Genomic DNA, 20,881 nt, shown 5'->3' on the forward strand with positions numbered 1-20,881 from the left:
TCGTTCTCCAACAAATAAAGGGTACCTGTCCATCCCCGATGGATGCAGGTACCCTTTTTTTAATACAGCCCACGACCCGCTAGCCACCCAGCAGAACGGATCTCAGCTCCCCGTAGCCCCCCAGAATATGATGGGGCTGATGTCCGGTCGCAAACGGCTCGACCTTCCGATGGTTAAACCAAACTGATGTCCACCCCGCCTCCAGCGCGCCGATAACGTCGTTGTTCCAGGAGTCGCCGATGTACCAGCTTGCCCCAGGCTCCGTTTCCGTCGCCTCGTTCACATGCCGGAACAGCCGGGGATCCGGCTTGTCCATGCCCACCGCTCCGGACACGAATACCCGGTCCAAGCCCACCAGCTTGTCCAGCCCAAGCGCACGGACTTTGTTCATTTGGTGTTCCTTCGGGCCATTGGTGATCACGCCGACCACATCGCCCCGCTCCTGGAGCTCCCGGATCAGCTCCTGCGCCCCCGGAAACAGGCGAATGTCGAACTGCCCCTGCAAATAGGCCGCCTGAATCGCAGCCGCCTGCTCCCGGTCCACGTCGATGCCGAACTCCGCAAGGGCCAGCTGAATCCGCTGCTCGCGCATGTCCTCCAGATCCCCCGCATTCGCCGGATCATTCACATGTCCATGCCGGGCCGATAGCAAGTCGCTGTAATGCCGGAACCGGTGGTATACTTGTTCATAAGGAAAGCCCTCCGGCGGCGATATCAAGCGATCGAGCGCCTGCCGAAGCGGTTCCAGATGGTCATACAGCGTATCGTCCACGTCAAAAAATACCGCTCTTTGTTCACCCATTTTCTTGTTCTCCCCCATCTGCCTGTCCGCGATCACATGCCGGCTGCTGCCCGCATTAGCCCTCATATTGTACCATACAGCGGGCTTTTGGGACGCCTCAGCCGCTGTTTCAGCAGGAAAAAATCCGGATAACGGCTTATGATAAGCCCTTTCAATTGTGACGAAACTGGCAACATTGACAAAGCCTTGTGCAATTTTGAACAAAAATGAAAATCCCCGATTTTCAGCGATTACAGTGATTTTTCGCACAATTTGAGGTTTTTTTATAAATCATGTGAAGATCTTCACAGAATTATTGTAAATGATTTACATTTATTACTTTTGTTGCATTTGTTTTCATCCCCCCGGATTACTAAGCTATGGCTATAAGGTTCATTATTTTTAGACCAATTCAGCTACATGTAACGCTAGAAAGGAGCTCACTGTGAAGAAAAAAAGATGGTTATTTTTTGGCTTATTTGTATCCATCATGTTGCTGCTTAGCGGATGCGACTCGTCGTCACTCATCGTGCTAGATCCGAAAGGTCCGCAGGCAAAAACGCAATCCAGCACGATTATTTTCTCCATCCTGATGATGGCTTTCGTCTTGATTGTTGTTTACATCTTGTACATCATCATGCTGACCAAATACCGGGCAAGCAAAACCAGTGACGATTATATCCCGCCTCATATAGAAGGTAACAAATGGCTCGAGTTCACCTGGATTGCGATTCCGGTTATCATTGTGGCCATTCTATCGGTTGTCACGGTCAAAACGACCAGTGCGGTGGAAAGTGTTCCTGCCGGTTACGAGGATCAGAAGCCGCTTGTTATCTATGCCGCATCGTCCAACTGGAAATGGCACTTCAGTTACCCTGAAGAAGGCGTTGAAACGGTGAACTATGTGAATATTCCTACAAACCGCCCGATCGAGTTCCGCCTGTATTCTTACGGACCGATTACGAGCTTCTGGGTGCCGCAGCTTGGCGGACAGAAGTACGCCATGAGCGACATGGTCAACACGCTTCACCTGCTGGCCGACACACCAGGTTCTTTCATGGGACGTAACTCCAACTTCTCCGGTAAAGGCTATGCGCAGATGGAGTTTGAGGTACAGTCTATGAGCGCCGGAGACTTCAGCAAATGGGTCGACGACGTGAAGAAAACCGCACCTCAATTGACTGAGGACAAATTTAACGCGCTGCTGAAAACCTCCTACGTTGGACGGGAATCCTTCTCTTCCACGCATCTCGGGTTCAACCCGCCGCCTGAAATGGATATGTCCGAAGGGCATCACGGCAGCGGCAGCAGTGACAAAGATTCCGGCTCGGAAACGATGGATCATTCGGATATGAGCAATATGGAAGATATGGGGTCCATGGAACATGGAAACTAACATCTACTGGAAAGGAGACCTACCTGCATGAAATGGGACGAATTTTTTGTTACCGGTGAGCCTATGATCTATGCTGCCATGGTCAGTATCGTCGTCGTTTCCCTCGCCATCCTGATCGGCCTGACCTATTTTAAAAAGTGGGGCTATCTGTGGCGCGAATGGCTCACAACGGTTGACCATAAGCGGATCGGGGTCATGTATATCCTGTCCGCACTCATCATGCTGTTCCGCGGCGGGGTCGACGCCCTGCTGATGCGTACGCAGCTCGCAGCTCCGGAAATGAAGTTTCTGGATGCGCAGCACTATAACGAAATCTTTACAACGCACGGCGTTATCATGATCCTGTTCATGGCGATGCCGTTCGTTATCGGACTTATGAACGTTGTCGTTCCGCTTCAAATCGGGGCGCGCGACGTAGCTTTCCCTAGACTGAATGCCGTCAGCTTCTGGATGTTCTTCTTCGGAGCGATGCTGTTCAACATTTCCTTCGTCATCGGGGGATCGCCGGATGCCGGCTGGACCGCATACTTCCCGCTGGCGAGCCTGGAGTTCAGCCCGACCGTAGGTAACAACTTCTACTCTCTGGCCCTTCAGATTTCCGGTATCGGTACGCTGATGACCGGTGTCAACTTTATCGTAACGATTCTGAAAATGCGTGCGCCAGGCATGAAACTGATGCGCATGCCGATGTTTACCTGGTCCGTCCTGATTACGAACGTTATCATCTTGTTCGCATTCCCGGTTCTGACCGTTGCCCTTGCCCTGATGATGTTCGACCGTATCTTCGGCAGCCAGTTCTTTACGATGGCGAATGGCGGTATGGATATGCTCTGGGCCAACCTGTTCTGGGTATGGGGACACCCTGAAGTATATATCGTTATTTTGCCGGCCTTCGGTATATTCAGTGATATTATTTCCACGTTCTCGAAAAAGAACTTGTACGGATATAAATCGATGGTTGCCAGTATGGTGGTCATCTCGCTCCTGTCCTTTATCGTATGGGCTCACCACTTCTATACGATGGGCGCAGGCGTTATGGTCAACGGCTTCTTCTCCATCACGACGATGGCGATTGCCGTACCGACCGGCGTCAAAATATTCAACTGGCTCTTTACCTTGCAGAAAGGTAAAATCTCGTTCACGACACCGATGCTGTACGCGATGGCCTTTATTCCGATCTTTACGATCGGCGGCGTAACCGGCGTCATGCTGGCGATGGCCAGTGCGGACTACCAGTACCATAACACGATGTTCCTGGTTGCCCACTTCCACTATGTGTTGATTCCGGGTACCGTCTTCGGGGTTCTGGCAGGCATGTACTTCTGGTTCCCGAAAATTTTCGGTTTCCGTCTGAACGAGAAGCTCGGCAAGACCGCCTTCTGGCTCATCGTCGTCGGCTTCAATACGGCCTTCCTGCCACTGTTCTTCCTTGGACTGAGCGGCATGACGCGCCGGATGTACACGTATTCGGCCGATACCGGCTTTGGCCCGCTGAATATGGTGGCTACGATCGGCGCCTTTATCCTGGCCATCGGATTTGTTGTTCTGTGCTACAACTTCTACTGGAGCTTCCGTTACAGCCCTCGCGACGAAAACGGAGATCCATGGGATGCACGTACGCTGGAATGGAGTACGCCAAGCCCTGTGCCGGTGTACAACTTCGCCAAGGTACCTAACGTCAAATCCATGGATGCACTGTGGGAGGCCAAAGTCAACGGGGTACCTCTCTACGAGGAAGGCCCTTACGAACCGATTCATATGCCTAACAACAGCGGTCAACCGTTCATTCTCGGCGTCATTATGTTTTTCCTAGGCTTTTTCCTGGTATTCAGCTGGTTCATTCCTGCAATCATTGCGGGTATCGCTGTCGTAGTCATGCTGGCTCTGCGTTCCTTCGAACGCGATCATGGCTATCACATTTCACCTGAGGAAATTGCCGCCACTGAACAGAAATTGCGGGGTGATTCCGTATGAAAATAAATGATTCACTGCCACTCGAGTATAGAACGGAAGAGAACAGCAACAAGATCTTCGGGTTCTGGCTCTTCCTCGGGGCAGAGATCGCCCTCTTCTCCACGCTGTTCGCCGTCTATTTCACACTGTGGAACCGGACGGGGAGCGGCCCGACGGGGAAAGAGCTGTTCGAACTGAACGGCGTCATTTGGGAGACGTTCCTGCTCCTGACCAGTAGTTTCACCTGCGGCCTTGGCATTCATGCCATGCGCCTCAATCTGAAGAAGCCGATGATCGTCTTCTTCGTCATCACGCTGCTCATGGGCCTCGGCTTCCTGGGCATTGAGATCACCGAGTTCGTCAACTACGTTCACGAAGGGGCTACGCTGCAAACGAGCGCGTTCCTGTCCAGCTTGTTCGTCCTGCTCGGTACCCACGGTCTTCACGTGACGATGGGTATTCTCTGGGGCGCCGGCATTCTGATTCAGGTCGGCCGTCAAGGCTTTACAGATGAGACGGCGAACAAATCGTTCATCTTCTCGCTGTACTGGCACTTCCTTGACGTTGTCTGGATCTTCATCTTCAGCTTTGTCTACATGAAAGGACTGATGTAATATGGCACGTTTATTTCCAATACGGCACGTGATCGGATACATCTTCTCGCTGATCCTTTCAGTGGTTGGACTGGGCGTGGTGTTCTGGGATTTGAACCCGACCGCCGGACTCTGGATCCTGATCGTGTGTGCGCTCATCCAGGCGTCACTGCAGCTCGTACTGTTCATGCACATCGGCGAGACCGACAACAAAAAGTCGCTGTACTTCAACATTGCTTATGCGTTGTTCGTCGGACTGGTTACGATCTTCGGTACGCTCTTCACGATGCTGTGGGGATGGTAAGAAGCTCAGCTTGAGCTCAGATATATCAAAGGCTTTTCTGATCCTAAGGGGTCAGGAAAGCCTTTTTTCATTGTAATATTTTTTTCTGTTAAAAAAGGAATGTTTTTATGCAAAATCGAATCTAACCATTGGCTCGTCAAATATTGCCATACGATAACGTTCCATGGAGGCGAACAAAGTATTGGCCCAAAAACAGAGGATCACCTATTTGGATCTCTTGCGCGGCATTGCCATTTTGGCTGTAGTCACCATCCATGTGACATCCTATCCGGTAGCCTTTCTGTCCATGGATTCCACCGTGTACCCGCTCTATTTTATCCTGAATGCGGCTTCTCAATTTGCGGTACCGGCGTTTCTGTTTTTGAGCTCGCTCGTCCTGTTTTACCGCTATGACGGCGGCGTTCAAGGCAACTGGCTTCCTTTTTATTGGAAACGCTTAAAGCGGATTTTGCTGCCTTACCTGTTCTGGTCCGTGTATTACTCCACTTATCTGTCGTATATCCAGCATATTTCATTCTCAGACGGTCTCCGCAAATTTCTTAAAGGCTTGCCGCTTGGCGGCAGCTATGACCATTTGTATTTCATGATCATCATCGCCCAGTTTTATGTGCTGTTTCCTCTCCTATCGCTGTTGTTTCAAAAGATAGGGAAGGTCCGGCGGCATCCCATACTCGTGGGGGCCCTGCTGCAAATCGCCTTCTATCTGCTGAACTATTATGTGCTTCATATGTATAAAACCGGGACATTCGTGATGACCTATGTCGTTTATTTCTTCTTGGGTGCTTACATGGCCGAACGGTTAAAGGGCGTGTCTTCTGATGAAACGCCGAAATGGAACTACCGGTGGACGGCGCTGTTTCTGGGATCCGCAATACTCTTTATCGTGCAAAAATGGCTGCAGCTGGCTAACCCCCATTGGATTCGCCAGCCTTTTCTATCCAACATCAACTTTATAACGGATTACGCCTACTGCAGCATTGCGTGTGTATTTTTGGTGCTGTTCGTTCGAATCCTGGAAGGGAAACCACGACTTCAAAAAGTACTGTTTTCCCTCGGATCCTGCGCCTTCGGCATTTACTTTATTCATCCCTACTTTTTGATCTTGTGGCGGCATTTTGTCATGACGAGCGGCCCGATCGCCTATCACCTGCTCACCTGGGCAGGCGGAGCGGCTGCGCTTGCCGCCTCCTGGCTGATCACTTGGCTCCTCATGCATACGCCGCTCGGCGTCTATCTAGTCGGGGAATCCAAATGGAAGGCCCGGAACAAACGCGGTGCGTCTCAGAGCGGAACGATGTGAGCTTGGGAATGAAGCTGCGCAGCTGTAAGTCCATGAAGATGAGCAAGATTAGAAACATCTGTAAGCCCGCTGCGCAAACGGCTCATTCCTCCGATCGCTGTTGCCAGCCCATGTTTTCGATGATATAGACCACTCTGAGGTTAACATGGGCTGACAAAGGCGACCACTTCGTTTCTCCGGAATTGACCCGTCCGCTCCGCTGGATTCACGGATGAAAAAGCAGCCTGCCGTTTTATGCGGCAGGCTGCTTGCTTTATACTACTTCGTTTATACTGCTTTGATCCTGCTTACTTTACCCTACTTGCCTTATACTACAAATGCTTTTGGGCTGCTTGTTTCTTCTTGAATGCGAGCAAGGCTGCGCCCAGTGCAATCAAGCCCACACCTGCGAGCTGCATCGGCAGAGGGCTGGCTTCCCCTGTCTTCGGCAGGGTTGCCGCACCCCCGGCGGATGACTCGCCAGGCTCCTGGCTGCTGCCTGTTTGGCCGCCAGCACTGCTGTTCTTGCCTGGGTCAGTGTCATGCCCCGGGCTCGGGTGCGTTCCAGTCCCGCCAGCGCCCGCTGTGCCGCCGCCATTCGGCTGCCCTGGCTGGGACGGTTGTCCCGGCTGCGACGGCTGGCCCGGTTCACTAGGCGCCGGCCCGATAATTATTCCGCCTGGAATGTTCGGAGTTTTCGGGCCGCTTGGCGTTTCGCTGCCCCCAGGCTGCTCCGGTTCGTCCGGATCCGGAGTAGGCGTTACCGGCGGTTTCGTTTGGTTACCTCCACCACCGGAATCGCCGCCACCGCCGTTGCTTCCACCGCCGCCTCCGCCGGTGATGCGGCCGTTCTCAACGGTGATTTTGGTCTCCTGACCGGATACGATTTCGAATTCGGTCAGTGCCTCCCCAATGTAGTAACCGGCCGGAGCGGCGGTCTCTTCGGCGTAATACTTACCTGGTCTCAGGCCGTCTACACCTAATTCGCCATGCTCGTCCGTTACCAGACTGGCGAGTTCCTCGCCTTTGGCATCCAGTACATGCTGCTTGTTCTCATCAAGAATGCGGAACTTTGCACCTTTCAACGGAATATCCAGTCGGCCGGTTTGAATTTTGGTGATCTTCAGCGAGCCGGTGATCTTGTCGTTGGTGAATGTCAGCTGAAGCGGCTGGTCATCCACGATCTCGAATTTCAGCGGTTCCGGCTTGGACTGATAACCTGCCGGTGGAGTAACTTCGACAAACATATAGCTGCCCGCTTTGAGATTCGGAACGGACACCTTACCATCCGCATCCGTAGTCAGCCCTGCCGCCACTTCGTGCCCCTGCTCGTCCAGCAGGTTAAACACGGCGCCTTCCAGTGGCGTGCCGTCATAAGCGTCGGTTTTGGTCAGCTGCACAGAACCGACATAGATTTCGTTAAATGCGGTACCTTGTTTAGTGATTGACTGGTTCACATCGATGGTAAACGAAATCGGCGTCGCATCGAGCTTATATCCCTTAGGAGCTGTCACTTCGATCAACTGGTAGCTCCCAGCGTCGAGATGGGCCAGCAGGATTTTCCCGTCGTCTTCCGTAGACAGCTCGGTCTTCCCTGGGACATCTTCGAAAGTACCGTTCACGTCTTTTTGGAGTTTAAACACGGCTCCTTTCAGAACCTTAGCAGGATCATCCTTGTCTACCTTCGTAAGCTCGTAATCCCATACGCCTTTCGTATTCGTGACGGTTATTTCGGCTGCATCCGCTTTGAAAGTAATCTTCTTGCCGGCCCGGTATTCATCATCGATGAGATATCCAGCTGGGGCAGCCAATTCCTTCAACACGTAGTCATTGTACCGGGTATTGCTGAAAACCGCTTCCCCTTGATCATCGGTAACGAGCTCCCGAATGAGGGTCTTGCCGGTCTTATCATAGAGTCCGAAACGGGCGTCAGCCAGTGGAGCACCTGAACCTGCATCCTTTTTAATGATCGTCAGGTCTCCTTTGCCCGTCTGGGCACCGCCGCCAGCTCCCGAGAAGCTGACATTGACGATTTTATTTTCGTCCTTGCTGACGCTTCCCGAGGATTGGCCAGCAAATTTGGCGCTGTTGGTGATCGTTTCGCCACTATCGGCATTGATGAACGACTTGTACTTCAGAATGTACGCTTCCTGAATCGTGTTCTTGAAGGTCAGGGTAAAGGCATTATCCTGGACGTCAAGCGTATATGTATCAGGGTCCACGAGCGCCTTTTGTGTCAAGTTTCCATTCTTGTCCACTGCCGTACTGTACAACTCAAACGAAGACGGAATCAGAATCTGGTTCGTGGATAGTGTATCCGTCAGCACTGCATTCTCCACGATGGACTGGCTGCGGTTCACATTGAGGGTCCAGTAGGCAAAATCCTGATCCGCAGCGGCTCCCTGTACGCCCGTTTTGTTGATGTATTCGCCGCCGTACTTCGGATTCACATTGGTAGACTGTACAAAGAGCTTGGTATCCGGCAGTGCGCGGTCGTACATTTCGGCGGCATTGCTGTAGTTTGCTGCCACCGGATGGTCTTTCAGGCTCGTTTTGTACGTGATCCGGTAGGCGCCGTCGATCGGTTTTTTGAACACGAGCTCAAAACCATGTTTGTCATTGTCCGACAGCGTCTCTAACGTGTAATCCGCGTTCAGTACAAGCGGGGTTCCCACTGGTTTAACGCCATTCGCACCACCTGTGAGCTCCAGTGGTTGAACGACCAGGGAGTCTGCCAAGAACGTCTGCTCTCCCGAATAGAAATCCCTGACGACGGCCTCGTTCACGTGATACAGGTTGTAGTTCACGTTTAAGGCCCAGGTGATTTCCTTGGTCGTCGCGTCATAGCTTCCGGTTTTGCTGCCGTTGTTTTTGGTGAAGTCGTCGGCCGGAGCGCTTACGGTTTTGCTGATGGCTGGCTGCTGTACGCCGCCTTCCTTCCAGTCGACTTGGGCAGTGTTCGAATATTCATTCATTTGGCCTGCGGTCGGATCGAAGCTCGTTTGGTACGTGATCACATAGCTCGAATCGATATCCTTTAGGAACGTGATCTTGAACCCGGTATCATAATCCGGATTAGGCTCAACCGTATAATCATCCTTGCTCATTCCGTCAATTCCAACAGTCTCCGGAATCAGCTCCATGTGCTGACCTGCGAAGTTATCCGTAATGACAACATCCGTCATATTCTTCTTGTCATCGTTCAGGCTAAGCTTCCAGTCGATGGTCTTGTCGCTGTAGTTCGTGCCTGTGTACGTTTTCCAGAAAATGACCTGCTTAATTGGTTGTCCAACCGTAACTTCCGGTACACCCGGCATGCTTACCGTATTTTGGACATCTCCATTTTCATACACGCGTCCGGATGCCTTCGTCTGGTATCGAATTTCATAGGCAGCGTTGACATCATGCGTGAACTGGAGATTGAAGCCCGTTTCCGATTTTGTCACGGTGTAATCGGTGCCCTTAGTAAGAGCCGTTCCGTTTTTTTGCGAAGCGGTACCATTATCATCAATCGTCATCTCGTACACTTCGAACGAATCGCCCACTAGTTCCTGGGTAGCCGTATCGAACTTATCGTTGATCCAGGCCTTGTCCTGCGTCAAACTCTGCTCATTGTAGTTATACTGGATCGCCCAAGAGATAGTTTGACTATTTGCGTCATAGCCTGTGGACTTTTTACCGAGCGGCTTGCTGTACTTTGTGTCCACCTTAGCCGACTTCGTCAGAGGCTGCGGCAGCCCGCCACCGTTGACTTCCACATTGTTGGTGTACGCTGTGTCCGTCGTTTTCGTGATTTTTGTCTTGTAATGGACCCGATACGCGCTGTCCGAGCTTCCATTAAACTTTAGCTCAAACCCGCTCAGGGAGTCGTTCATCTTCTCATAACCTGTAAACGGATCCTGAGCTTCCACCACCGATCCGTCCAGCTGAACCTGCAGCTTATGCACTTCAATGGAATCCGGGATCAGCTCCAAACCTTCCGGCAGCGTATCCTTGAATTGCGCATCCGTCAGCATACGCTCACCCTTGTTGAAATCAACCGTCCAGGTAATTTCACTCGGGTTCATCGCTTTGTTCGGCGTTCCGGACTTGTCGATTTCGCTGCCTGTAGGGTTGTTAAAATGGATGGGGATGACGATGGGATCATCAGGATAATCAAAAACGATGTCCTGCTTGGTCCCGCCGGAAAACTTGCTTCCGTCGAAGTTTCTCCATACGTAAAAATCCCCGGACCATTCGAGGTTATCCTCGATTTCCTTGCTGAACGTAAAGGTGACCTGACCGTCGGTCGAAATATGATAGGTACCTACGTCGCCAGTGAGGGGGCCGTCCAATTCCCGGTCCGGCTTGAATTTGTCTGGGAGATCGAAGGTAAACGTAGCCCCTTCGTGGTAACCGTGGTCTGCGGGAAGCGTCCAATACACGTCCACTTGAACCCTGGCTCCCATATCGACTCGGATGTCCTGAAGCTTGTTGCCCTCTTCGTCCTTCATCTGCACATCGGTAATGATGTTCTTCGTAATCACCTCACCCTGCGCCGGGTCTGCATCCGCCTGTACAGCTCCTTCAGGGGCAGCAGTCTCGTCCGGGGCAGCTGGCGTTTCGGTGGATGGGTCGGGTTCAGCCGGTACTGCGGGTGGCTCCTCCCCAGGGGCCGCTGGAGCATCCCCAACCGGCATATCCGTTCCCTGATTGCCCGGGGTCACGGTTCCGTCACCGGAAGCCGGTGCGTCCCCGCCGGGCTCACTTGAAGCATCCGAAGCGGCTGTATCCGACTCCGTCACCACCACCGCTCCGGTTGTACCTCCGGTGGCGTCCGTTTCAGCACGCACCAGACCGGAAGGAACCAGCAGGTTAATCAGCAGAAATACTGCCATTAACACATAGGGCACCTTCCCAAATGTTTTCCTCATCCTTCAGATTTCACCTCTCACTCTCTATATCGAAATGTATCTGCTGGCAAAAAATGATGCGTTTTGCCCGTGTTTGTCGAACCAGCAAACAAAATCACTATAAAGGGTCCCTCTGAATAAGTTCTGAATCTCACTTTCGGGATTTGGAGGGCCTAGTGAAGGTACGGAAACTTCATGTACACGATGGCGTCGGCACTCTGAATCATAAAAAACGCCCCGCCTCCACATGGAGGCAGGAGCGTTTATGAAGACTTCATCTTGCCTTTGATGATCAACCGGTGCGTTGGATTCACGAGCGGATCGCAGGTCACCAGGGTGATTTCCCTGTCCCGGCCGTTTGCCTCAAGTACCCATACCTCTTCCGGCTTGACGACAAGCTTGTCTGTCACCGTATATTCAAATATCTCTAAACCGGTGTCTACACGGATGGTATCCCCCGGTTGGAGCTCGTCCAGCCGGTTGAAGTTGCGGCCGTATGTCCGGCTGCGGTGGCCTGCAACAGCATAATTGCCGATCTGGCCGGCTATGCCGGTATGCTCGATGCTGGCAAGGCTGGTTTTCATATTCTTTTTGGTGGCGCCGTGCAGGATGGGCAGCTTTAAGTCGATTTTCTCGATGACAAGCATGCCCTCCACCTTCCCGTCCTGAGGATTGGTAGAAGCTGCAGCCGAGATTCCCTTCGGTTCATTGTCTGCTTTGTCGTAATCTGTGGCACCGCCAGCAGCACCGGCCGAAAGTTCCTCCTCGGACACGCCGATGTTCTGAAAACTGTGCTCCCATCCGCGTGCCAGCTTCTGCTGCGCTGCGTTTTCCCTCCATTCGGCCAGTTTTGGATAACACAGCAGGATTACGCCAGCCGCAATCATGATGCCTGCCCATAGTTTGATCTTAATTGGTGGTCACCCGCTTTTCTTCCCGGATTTCTCTTCCCAGACCATCCCTGCAAATAAGACGCGTTTCGGTTCTGGTGTAAGCGTGCAGCTCTCCCAGTGGTCCATTTTCACAAGCCCCCGCCGAACGAGCGCAAAAACGGTATTGGTCGTACAATACCACCCCGGCTTCGATAGGTTCCGGGAGTCGTCCGGCTCCCTCTCATAAGTCCAATACCCGCCATGCTTCCAGCGTTGCAGCCGCCCGCCATGTTGTTGCGCCATGCTTAGCGCTTCCCTTTGTTTGTCGGATAGTTTCATATGATCACCACATAACCTTTATTTGTCTTCTCGCCGCAGAGACGGCGGATCAGGCATTAATATACTGATACCCAACATACCCCGATTAAACCATAACGGACTGGATAAATTCTGAATATGGATAAAAAACAGACCTTCAACACACTTAGGCTTTTCTAAAAAATAAACGGATGCTTATTCCAGCACCCGTTTTCTTCTTCATTCCCATGCTATATTCAGATAAAGTTCATTTCTACTTTGTATAATACAAACATATACTTCATATCGTGGAACCCGAGATTTGGGACCGATATGTCAGAGATAAAGATATTTGAGGAGGATCCATGGAAGTTACGCGCATTCTCAAGGAAACGTTGCTCAAATATAGTACAATGTCGAACGCAGAAATCAAGGAGATTCTCATAAAAGAACAAGTATTATACAAGACCGTAGACATCGCTTCCAAAAAACAAGAGCCCGTAAATCATTTCCCTTAACAGCGGAGATTCACGTTTAATCTCTCTCATTATTGGACGTCTGCTTCTTCCTTCTCATGCACGCGTTCCTTCTCCCACGCCTCGAACCAGGCTGAGATCTCTTTACTGGGAGCCATATCGTAGTCTTCCAAGAAAACCGATGTCATCTGCTGGTACAGCCGGCGGACTCCGACCCGTTGATTGAGGGAGGCATACAGCTTCATTAATCCTTCGTACCCCTCTTCCCTGTAAGGCATTTTTCGGATCATTTCCTGATACAATCCGATCGCTTCCGCATGCTGTTCGAGGCCAGCACAGCATTCGGCGATTCTCTTCGCATGGTCAAACCAGAGCAGCCGGGTCCGCTCTTGTTCGGGCTCTGCCCACCCGTACCCATGTTCATCCAGAAAATCCCCAGGGTACTTATCCATGATGGCGATATGCTCCGGAAGGCTTTCAGGCGCCACTGGCGGGGCGCCGCGCAGATCTTTTTCCCATTCCTCGATATCCAGTGTCACATTGCCGAATTCAAGCCGGTACCCTTCATCCTGAAACTTGATATGTAGATCCATGCCGCTCGTCTTAATCGTTTTCCTAATTTGATAGATGGCCGTGTGAAGCTGTGTTGTCGCTCTCTTCAGGTTAAAATCCGGCCATAACAGGTCGATCAGGGTTTGCTTGCTTACGGTTTTATTCCGGTAATAGATCAGGTATGCAAACAACTCCGGTGCTTTCAGGGTTCTCCAGGAAAAAGAATGGGGCTTGCCGTCGGCGGATCGAAAGTGCAGGTTTTTCAGGCAGCAAAGCATCATATGGTTTACGGATCGTCCCTCTTCCGTAGGGGCACCTTCCGACGGTGAGGAAGCCACCCGTTTCATCGTGACAGCCAGTCTATCGGGATGAATCGGTTTTAGTAAATAGTCCAGCGCGTTAATCTCAAAAGCTTTTATAGCAAACTCCTGATAGGCCGTTACAAACACAACCTCCAGACCAGGATACATGGCGAGCAAGCGGTCAGCCAGCTCAAAACCCGTCATTTCCGGCATATCGATATCCAGAAAGGCAAGGTCCGGGGCGTCCTCTGCCGCTGCATCCAGCGCTTGAAGAGGGCTTTGGAAGGCTCGGACAGTCAGCGGCTCCAGATTTACGCCTTCCAGCGACTGCAGGAGCCGTTCCATTTTCTTCAAAGCAAGATATTCGTCATCAACAAGAATAATCTTCAAGGTCTATGCGTTCTCCTTTCAGGCCATTTCGAACATGCCGTCTTCCAATGATGCGATTTTGTGCTGGAGTCAGATCATGTACGACAATACCGCAAGCAGCCCCGCAAAAAAGCTTCATCACAGAGCTGCTCCACGATTACCCCATTCGAGAGTATCATTAATTCGGCATCGATTCAATTCGTTTAGTAAATTAGTGAATTTAAGTACGGAGGACAAACAACCTTTAACTGTAGAACGCGATATTGATCAATTTTATAATTAAAGCAATGACGACAAGAAATGACGAGGTATACGCGAGTTGGTTCAGTTTTTGATCTTCTGCGGACTGCCGGCGCCTCTTTTTCGGACGAAGCTTTCTTTTGGCGTCATTTCTTTTGGTGTCATTCCTTTTGGTGAGTCTCCTTGTGGTGAGGTTCCTTTTGGACATATTGGAAATCCTCCATTATCTGAGGTGTCACGCTGTAAAGGCTGTGCCGGCGGTCTTCACGCTCAGCACCTTATTCTACTTATATGTAGATGAAAGGACAATGGGAACTATCCGTGTCCTCTCATGATCATTTTTCTCGTTACCCGCAGGTTTGAACGCAAAAAAGCAGGGCTTCCAATGAGCTTCGCCTGCTTCGATGGGCCGGTGCAAGTCAGGATCCCTGCTTCTCTATAAACTCCGCCAGCCGGCGGTAGATTCCGACGATCTCCTCCATCGGCATCCGCACGAGCCCGCTTGAGCTGGGGGCCACAAACTCATGGATTTCCGGGATGACGGGGTCCGGCTGAAATCCCCAATCCACTTTGGAGCGCCGGCTGTATTCCGTGTACACGCCTTTGCCGACAAAACAGGCGATCCGCGGCAGGTACTGCCGCAGTTTTCCCCGGAGAATCTCCCTTCCCTCCGCGTACTCCTGCCGCTCGATATCGTCCACGCCCCGGGTTGGTCTTGCCACAATATTCGTGAAACCGTAGCCGAGCTTCAGAAGGTCCTGGTCCTCCGAAGCATCGTACAGTCTCGGCGTCAGCCCTGAACGGTGCAAAATACGGTAAAAATTGTTCCGCGGGTTAGCGTAATGGTGCCCGGTTTCTCCGGACTGCAGGCTGGGATTAAAGCCGATAAACAGGATGGACAAGCCATCATCGAGATGATCTGGTACCTCGGGCATCCTCATCCCCTCCTTTATTTCCGGTTAATACAATTTATCCGATGTCGCTTTGGCCGTGATCTCCCGGTACTTCAGCGCTTCATCCTTCATTCGCAAAGATACGGCGACGTTCAGCATGTCGATGACGGCCAGCTGGGACATTTTCGCCGACAAAGAGCTTCCCTGAAGCGGATTCTCCCGGCCTACCATAATCAGCACGATGTCCGCTACCTTCGTAATCGGGGAACGGGCGTTGCTCGTAATCGCAATAATGCGGGCACCCGCCTTTTTTGCCAAATTCAAATTGTCGATCGTATCCTTGGTGCTGCCCGAGATGGACAAGCCTACGGCTACGTCGCTGCTCGTCATAAGCGAAGCGCCCATCGCCTGAAAATGGGTATCCGCAACCGCCGTACTCCGCTTGCCGATCCGGGCAAAGCTGTGGGCCCCCTGCATCGCCGTCAGGCCCGAAGACCCCACGCCAAAAAAGTGGATGGACGATGCGCTTAACAGGCACTCAATCGCCTTGCTCAGCTGCTCCCCATTGATCAGCTCGCGCGTCTGGTCGAGGGTCTGGATGTGCGTACCGATAATTTTCTGGCTGAGCGTGACCGCGTCGTCATCCTCGGAAATCTCTTTATGAATATGGTCCGTTGGCTTCACCAGATCCTGCGCCAAAGACAGCTTGAAGTCCTGAAAGCCTTGAAACTTCAGCTTGCGGCAGAAGCGGAGCACTGTCGTTTCCCCGACATCCGCCTTCTCGGCGAGCTCTGTCACCGATTCGTAGATAATATCCTGGGCATGCTCCAAAATGTACTGGGCCACCTTCTGCTCGGTTTTCGTCAGTCCGTTCAGATGGCTGCGGATGCTCAGCAGGGTCTTTCCCATTTCCTGCACCATGGACACTTGTATCTTCCCCTTCCTCTTTTAAGCCGGTTCGCGGTTATTAACCTGCATGCATTTTAGGAGATAAATTCCCAAATCATAAATAATGGAGGTTAATTTCTCCAACAACAATACAATTTTATTGTATAGGCAAAAAAAGAGGATTGCAAGCCGAGGGGATGACGGAAGGGGCATGCACTAAAGGGCACCTTCATTCAGCGCATGGACCAGTACACTGACGGAATATCCTTGATCCCACAGCCACGGCACCAGGCGGCTCCCAACGCGGCCGGTTGCTCCCGTTATCAAAATTTTCATGTCATGACTCCTTTGCGTCGATATAATATAGATACATCTATCGGATTAAAAAGGGTTACCATCCCTTAACCAAGCAGCATATTCGGCAATCGCCAGGTCCAGGGAATACCTGGGCTGCCATCCAAGCTCCTTATATATCCGGGAAATGTCCATGGCAGGATACTGCGGTCCGTCTCCCTTCCCGGGGCGCAGCTCCAGTCTCGTGTCCGGTACGACCCGCAGAATGGCTTCGACCATCTGTTTATGGGTCGTTACCTGCCCGGTTCCGATGTTGTAGACGGAATGGGCCAGAGACGGGGCCGTCTGCAGCCGGGCCAATGCCTCAGCCGTGTCCGTGACATAGGCCACGTCCATGCCTTCTTCTTCGTAGGGGAGCAGTCCTCCCCGCAAATAAGACGACAGTGGTAAGCCATTAACGGCCGCGTGGACGGCCTGGGCCGGGAGGAAGTACAGTCCGCGGGCCAGCGGGCCGAAGGCGGAAAAGCGAGCGCTGACCACCTCTAGTCCGGCTTGCCTGGAATAAAAATCGCCTATCGTCTCCGTCACTTTCTTGTAAGCTGTCATCGGATAGGGAGCCTGTACCGGCAAAGCGTCGTCCTCCCGCCACAGCGGCATCTCCACTCCCGCGTAGACCGCGATGGAACTGGCAAGGACGACACGCCTCACCTCTAACCGGCTGCCGCACTCCAGAACATGGAGCAGGCTTTGCACGGTTTGCTGCGTCCCCTCTGCGGGCGGCACGTTCATACGGGGAGACGCCAGATGCATAAGCCCGGTGACCGCGTGCTTTTTTCCTGCTCCCAGCAGGGATTCTGCTTGAAGCACGTCCACCGTTTCGATAAACAGCCTTTTGTTCAAATAAGGGACAAGAAAAGACGGCAGACGATCCTCCCGATAACGGGTAATGATAACGTCTTCGCCGAGATCAAGGAGGGAGCGGGCCGCATGGAGGCCGATAAACCCCATCCCTCCGGTAATCATGATCATATGCTTGATTCCTCCTTACAGTCGTAATGCCGCCGGGCCCTATCCCGGATCGATACATCCAGCTAGGCATCCGGAAGGCCGTTCTCCAACATTATGAATCATTCAAAAAAGCACTGCCCTCCTGTGCGTAACGTACCATTGGCAGTGTCAGGATAAGGAGGTTTTGCTGCATGAATGAAGCATCGGCCGGATTCACATTGGGCGCGTTTTTGCGCGCACGCCGGGAGCAGCTGCATCCATCGGAAGTGGGCCTGCCCTCGCTGGGCAGACGCCGGACCCCGGGACTCCGCCGCGAAGAAGTGGCTCAGCTCGCGCATATCGGTATATCATGGTATACCGCTCTTGAGCAGGGCAGGCAGACAAATCCCTCCGTCCAGGTGCTGGACAGCCTGGCCCGGGCATTAAATCTGAATGAATATGAGCGGCAGTATATGCATCGACTTGTCAAAGCGCAGGATTCCGCGGGAACGAAGGAAGCACCGCTCCTGCCTGCCGGGCTGGAGAGAACGGTCCGGTCTCTAGACCCGAATCCGGCGCTGGTCATAGACCGAAAATGGGATCTGCTCGTATGGAACCGCGCCGCCGAGCTCGTATTCGATCTGCCCGTGTTCACGGACCATACCGCCAGGCCAAACTGGCTGATACGGTTCCTGACTGAATCCACCCGGCGCATGAACGAAGCGGAGCGGGACGAGAAGGTGCAGGTCATGATTGCAAGGTTCCGGGCGGATTGTGCCCGCTACCCGGGAGATCCCGATGTGCAGGCGCTTATTCAGGAGCTGCTGGAAACGAGTGAACCGTTCCGGTTCTACTGGGGCCGCCAGGACATCAGCCAGGCATCAGATTGCTATAAACGGTGGGAGGTTGCCGGGATCGGCCTCCTGGAATTCGAGTATATCAACCTCCAGCCTTCGGGGAGTCCGGATTTGCAGCTGATGGTGTATACGGCAAGTCCGGCCGCGTATGAGCGGCTGGGGGAGATGGTGCGGGGAATAAGCAAATGAATATGGGTTATAAAAAGAGCACCCAAATGAGTTTGGGTGCTCTTCATGTTATGGATTAGATGGTCATGGCTGTGCTGGCCAGTAGACCTGGTACTTAAGTAGATCGGAGTAACTGTTGCTGCCTTGCTTCATAACTAAGTAGAGGTAGTAAGGCGATTCAGCAGGTGGTATGGAGGATATTTTAAAAGAACCCATTCCAGCACTCGCTTTCCTTATATCCGAGAAGGGTTTCTTTTGAACAGCATTTTGGATGACATCATCCATACTGAGCTTGTCAGAAGAATCTAGCGTAAAGAAAAGCTCGGCTGCTTCAAGTGGGTTGGGATCATCGTACATAACATACCCTGATAAAGCCCCTTTATTATCTGCGCCTTCCGGTATGATAATTGGCGGAGGGTTCACCAAACTAAATTTAAACCTCGTCTCCATCTCCTGCGTCTTCACTTCGGATAAAAGCCCCTCTCCATTCACCGCCACAACAAATACTTTGTACTTGGTCTTAGTGGAAAGGTTGCTCAGCGAAATGGTTGTTTTCGTATGCTCGACTGTTGATGTTACATCCACGGTTCCACTAATCGATGCAGGATGGGCTGACTTATAGTTCTTAACCTCATCCGCAGTCATAACTGCAGGCGCATCCGCCGCTGGAATGACCGCGTAATACAGCTTCTTGGCATTCTTCGTCATCGGCTGAACAAGTACTGATTCGGAAGTCAAACCCGCAAGCCCAATCTCCTCCACTACTGCTGCGGGATTCTCCTCTACTGGCGGTTCAGGGTCGGGCAAAGGCGTGCTGGCCGGAGGCGAATATACCGGGGCAGGCTCTACGACAGGCTTCGGCTTCAGGGTAAGCGAGGATTGGAATGTATTTCCCGTATTGGCGGCACTTAACGTTACCTTCACCTGAATTTCTGACGAAGTGTCTGCGACGAGTCGGGCATAGGTTTGAGCCGAATTACCTGAAGAAACCGATATGCCGCCAAACTTCAACTGACTTTTATCTGAAATGACGCTAATATATTTTGTTAGAGTTTCTAGGTCACGGATTGGATCCCCATACTGATTGTATGCCGTAAAGTTCCAAAACGCCTGCTCACCGCTCATGATCGAGTCGGTTGCTTTGCCCGAGGCGTCCGTGATCCCTTTCGATTCCAGCTTTCCTACGATTGCCGTATCTCCGATGGTAAAGATGCGGGTCTGTGCGACACCTCCATTCGGTTCAATGACGGAAACGGTAAACCGGTCACCTCTTCTCAAGGTCGGGTTGTTCATGTGGACCAGTACGGTGGGTTCCCCTTTGACCGTCGTTAAATCTTCGGAAGAAGAAATGTCAAAGTCGTCGGCGGTCAGATCCATAGTTTCCCCAAATTGGTTTAACGGAGCAAAATGAACAGGAATCTCTTTGGCCCAGGCGACCGTATCGCTGGGATCGGTAAATTTGATACTGGCAAGCTTCTCCGGATGAGTAGATGTAGAACCCTGCGTATACTTCTCGTCGATCGGCCCAGTTCCGGTCAATGTGATGTCATATGAGTCCTCTTCCAGCTCGCGGTCCAAGATGAGGGTCGCTTTTGTCCCGCTCCATTCCACCGCCTTAACGGTTACTTCGCCATACTTTTTACTGACGACTTTAAAGGACAGCTCTTCATTCGTTCTGTAACGGCTGAGATTTACCTGAAGGCGGCTCGCCCCCGTCTGCTCAACGCTGTAGACTCGAAACGGTTGATTATTGCCATAGTGATATGTTCCGCTATTGGACAAACCGTCAATCAAGTCATCGCGGGTTGCAGAACCGTTAAAGTCGTTTGCAGATCCATCCAGCAATTTAAGCTGAAGCGCCAAGGCTACATATCCTTTTGCCCAATCCGATACCGTATCACTCGAAACACCAGGCGTTGATTTTGCCTCCGCTTCTTTCCCCAGTCCCCGAATAAGAAAAGCGGCCAGCTGCTCCTTCGTTACCATCCCTGCCGGATTATACGTGCCGTCGGCGTTCCCCGTGGTAATCCCCGCCTGCTTGAGGGCTTCGATGTAAGGCAGCGCATATCCGTTGCCGGGATCATCGGCCACAACGTCATTAAATGATGATTTCGTCAAGCTGTCATCGACCTTGAGATTCAAAATCAGCGCCAGTACCTTGGCGAACTGGGCCCTTGTAAGCGTGTCGTTAAGTCCAAAACGATCCTCGGAGACCCCCTGAAAAACGCCTGCCTGGATCAAGGTTTCCAGTTTTGCTTTGGTCGCGATGTCCACTCCCTGCAGATCGGTGAAATCATCGACGGTTTTGGCCAGTGCGCCTGTCGGCAGAGCGGCAGCCATAAACACGCCAAGTGCCGTCACTACGGTTAAAGCTTTGCGTACCATGTTCGTTCCCCCAATTTTAATTAAAACGGTCATTTAAAAAATCAATTTTATTCGTTCGCGATACCCGCGCCAAATTCCTTCCATCCCACCCTCCTTACCATAA

16 protein-coding genes are annotated in these 20,881 nt (G+C 52.0%); 6 read left to right on the top strand and 10 right to left on the bottom strand.

What is annotated here, in order from left to right; all coding sequences use genetic code 11:
- Positions 1-79: 79 nt before the first annotated feature.
- A complete protein-coding gene (locus BCV73_RS21880) occupies positions 80-820 on the bottom strand; it encodes an HAD family hydrolase (protein ID WP_481855843.1) in 741 nt (246 codons plus the stop codon).
- 451 nt (positions 821-1,271) lie between these two features.
- Here BCV73_RS21880 and qoxA point away from each other — a divergent pair, with 451 nt between their 5' ends.
- The 5 genes from qoxA to BCV73_RS21905 all read left to right on the top strand — a co-directional run bounded on the left by qoxA (position 1,272) and on the right by BCV73_RS21905 (position 6,327).
- Positions 1,272-2,177, top strand: coding sequence for a cytochrome aa3 quinol oxidase subunit II (qoxA, locus tag BCV73_RS21885; RefSeq protein WP_076173745.1), 906 nt, complete (start codon positions 1,272-1,274; stop codon positions 2,175-2,177).
- Positions 2,178-2,204: 27 nt separating this feature from the next.
- A complete protein-coding gene (gene qoxB / locus BCV73_RS21890) occupies positions 2,205-4,151 on the top strand; it encodes a cytochrome aa3 quinol oxidase subunit I (protein ID WP_089548517.1) in 1,947 nt (648 codons plus the stop codon).
- Positions 4,148-4,744 carry a cytochrome aa3 quinol oxidase subunit III gene (gene qoxC, locus BCV73_RS21895; RefSeq protein ID WP_076173619.1) on the top strand — a complete coding sequence of 199 codons (597 nt, stop codon included), beginning with the start codon at positions 4,148-4,150 and terminating at the stop codon, positions 4,742-4,744. Before qoxB ends, qoxC begins: the two co-directional genes overlap by 4 nt.
- Position 4,745: 1 nt before the next feature.
- Positions 4,746-5,027: a cytochrome aa3 quinol oxidase subunit IV gene (qoxD, locus tag BCV73_RS21900; RefSeq protein WP_076173618.1), complete on the top strand. Its 282-nt coding sequence runs from the start codon at positions 4,746-4,748 to the stop codon at positions 5,025-5,027.
- Positions 5,028-5,208: 181 nt separating this feature from the next.
- Positions 5,209-6,327 (top strand): acyltransferase, encoded by a 1,119-nt coding sequence (locus BCV73_RS21905; protein ID WP_179232044.1) that lies wholly within the window; start codon positions 5,209-5,211, stop codon positions 6,325-6,327.
- Between the two features lie 311 nt (positions 6,328-6,638).
- Here BCV73_RS21905 and BCV73_RS21910 read toward each other — a convergent pair whose 3' ends face one another.
- The 8 genes from BCV73_RS21910 to BCV73_RS21945 all read right to left on the bottom strand — a co-directional run bounded on the left by BCV73_RS21910 (position 6,639) and on the right by BCV73_RS21945 (position 17,410).
- Positions 6,639-11,183 (bottom strand): collagen binding domain-containing protein, encoded by a 4,545-nt coding sequence (locus BCV73_RS21910; protein ID WP_218828169.1) that lies wholly within the window; start codon positions 11,181-11,183, stop codon positions 6,639-6,641.
- 278 nt (positions 11,184-11,461) lie between these two features.
- Positions 11,462-12,085, bottom strand: a complete 624-nt coding sequence (locus tag BCV73_RS21915; protein ID WP_089548520.1) for a class D sortase — start codon at positions 12,083-12,085, stop codon at positions 11,462-11,464.
- Between the two features lie 33 nt (positions 12,086-12,118).
- Positions 12,119-12,373, bottom strand: a complete 255-nt coding sequence (locus tag BCV73_RS21920; protein ID WP_076173614.1) for a hypothetical protein — start codon at positions 12,371-12,373, stop codon at positions 12,119-12,121.
- A gap of 541 nt (positions 12,374-12,914) precedes the next feature.
- Positions 12,915-14,087 carry a response regulator gene (locus BCV73_RS21925; RefSeq protein WP_089548521.1) on the bottom strand — a complete coding sequence of 391 codons (1,173 nt, stop codon included), beginning with the start codon at positions 14,085-14,087 and terminating at the stop codon, positions 12,915-12,917.
- A 638-nt stretch (positions 14,088-14,725) separates the two neighbouring features.
- Positions 14,726-15,241: a mismatch-specific DNA-glycosylase gene (locus BCV73_RS21935; RefSeq protein WP_089548523.1), complete on the bottom strand. Its 516-nt coding sequence runs from the start codon at positions 15,239-15,241 to the stop codon at positions 14,726-14,728.
- 24 nt (positions 15,242-15,265) lie between these two features.
- The gene (locus BCV73_RS21940) at positions 15,266-16,108 is read right to left on the bottom strand and encodes a MurR/RpiR family transcriptional regulator (protein WP_240913399.1); all 843 of its coding nucleotides are present in this window, start codon (positions 16,106-16,108) and stop codon (positions 15,266-15,268) included.
- A gap of 195 nt (positions 16,109-16,303) precedes the next feature.
- Positions 16,304-16,423: an NAD-dependent epimerase/dehydratase family protein gene (locus BCV73_RS34810; protein WP_143811885.1), complete on the bottom strand. Its 120-nt coding sequence runs from the start codon at positions 16,421-16,423 to the stop codon at positions 16,304-16,306.
- 45 nt (positions 16,424-16,468) lie between these two features.
- Positions 16,469-17,410, bottom strand: coding sequence for an NAD-dependent epimerase/dehydratase family protein (locus BCV73_RS21945; protein ID WP_089548524.1), 942 nt, complete (start codon positions 17,408-17,410; stop codon positions 16,469-16,471).
- A gap of 170 nt (positions 17,411-17,580) precedes the next feature.
- Between BCV73_RS21945 and BCV73_RS21950 the strand changes: the two genes are divergently transcribed.
- Positions 17,581-18,414 carry a helix-turn-helix transcriptional regulator gene (locus BCV73_RS21950; RefSeq protein ID WP_089548525.1) on the top strand — a complete coding sequence of 278 codons (834 nt, stop codon included), beginning with the start codon at positions 17,581-17,583 and terminating at the stop codon, positions 18,412-18,414.
- Between the two features lie 63 nt (positions 18,415-18,477).
- Here the strand turns inward: BCV73_RS21950 and BCV73_RS21955 are convergent, their stop codons facing one another.
- On the bottom strand, positions 18,478-20,778 hold the full coding sequence (locus BCV73_RS21955; RefSeq protein WP_256992945.1) for an S-layer homology domain-containing protein: 2,301 nt from the start codon (positions 20,776-20,778) through the stop codon (positions 18,478-18,480).
- Positions 20,779-20,881: the final 103 nt, after the last annotated feature.

The sequence above is a fragment of the Paenibacillus sp. SSG-1 genome, from assembly GCF_002224835.1.
Taxonomy (GTDB): domain Bacteria; phylum Bacillota; class Bacilli; order Paenibacillales; family Paenibacillaceae; genus Paenibacillus_AQ; species Paenibacillus_AQ favisporus.

Bases quoted from the DNA above. Each gene is read 5' to 3' on its own strand.
- BCV73_RS21880 (WP_481855843.1), bottom strand. From the start codon at position 820: ATGGGGGAGAACAAGAAAATGGGTGAACAAAGAGCGGTATTTTTTGAC.
- qoxA (WP_076173745.1), top strand. From the start codon at position 1,272: ATGTTGCTGCTTAGCGGATGCGACTCGTCGTCACTCATCGTGCTAGAT.
- qoxB (WP_089548517.1), top strand. From the start codon at position 2,205: ATGAAATGGGACGAATTTTTTGTTACCGGTGAGCCTATGATCTATGCT.
- qoxC (WP_076173619.1), top strand. From the start codon at position 4,148: ATGAAAATAAATGATTCACTGCCACTCGAGTATAGAACGGAAGAGAAC.
- qoxD (WP_076173618.1), top strand. From the start codon at position 4,746: ATGGCACGTTTATTTCCAATACGGCACGTGATCGGATACATCTTCTCG.
- BCV73_RS21910 (WP_218828169.1), bottom strand. From the start codon at position 11,183: ATGGCAGTATTTCTGCTGATTAACCTGCTGGTTCCTTCCGGTCTGGTG.
- BCV73_RS21915 (WP_089548520.1), bottom strand. From the start codon at position 12,085: ATGATTGCGGCTGGCGTAATCCTGCTGTGTTATCCAAAACTGGCCGAA.
- BCV73_RS21920 (WP_076173614.1), bottom strand. From the start codon at position 12,373: ATGGCGCAACAACATGGCGGGCGGCTGCAACGCTGGAAGCATGGCGGG.
- BCV73_RS21935 (WP_089548523.1), bottom strand. From the start codon at position 15,241: ATGCCCGAGGTACCAGATCATCTCGATGATGGCTTGTCCATCCTGTTT.
- BCV73_RS21940 (WP_240913399.1), bottom strand. From the start codon at position 16,108: ATGGGAAAGACCCTGCTGAGCATCCGCAGCCATCTGAACGGACTGACG.
- BCV73_RS34810 (WP_143811885.1), bottom strand. From the start codon at position 16,423: ATGAAAATTTTGATAACGGGAGCAACCGGCCGCGTTGGGAGCCGCCTG.
- BCV73_RS21945 (WP_089548524.1), bottom strand. From the start codon at position 17,410: ATGATCATGATTACCGGAGGGATGGGGTTTATCGGCCTCCATGCGGCC.
- BCV73_RS21950 (WP_089548525.1), top strand. From the start codon at position 17,581: ATGAATGAAGCATCGGCCGGATTCACATTGGGCGCGTTTTTGCGCGCA.
- BCV73_RS21955 (WP_256992945.1), bottom strand. From the start codon at position 20,778: ATGGTACGCAAAGCTTTAACCGTAGTGACGGCACTTGGCGTGTTTATG.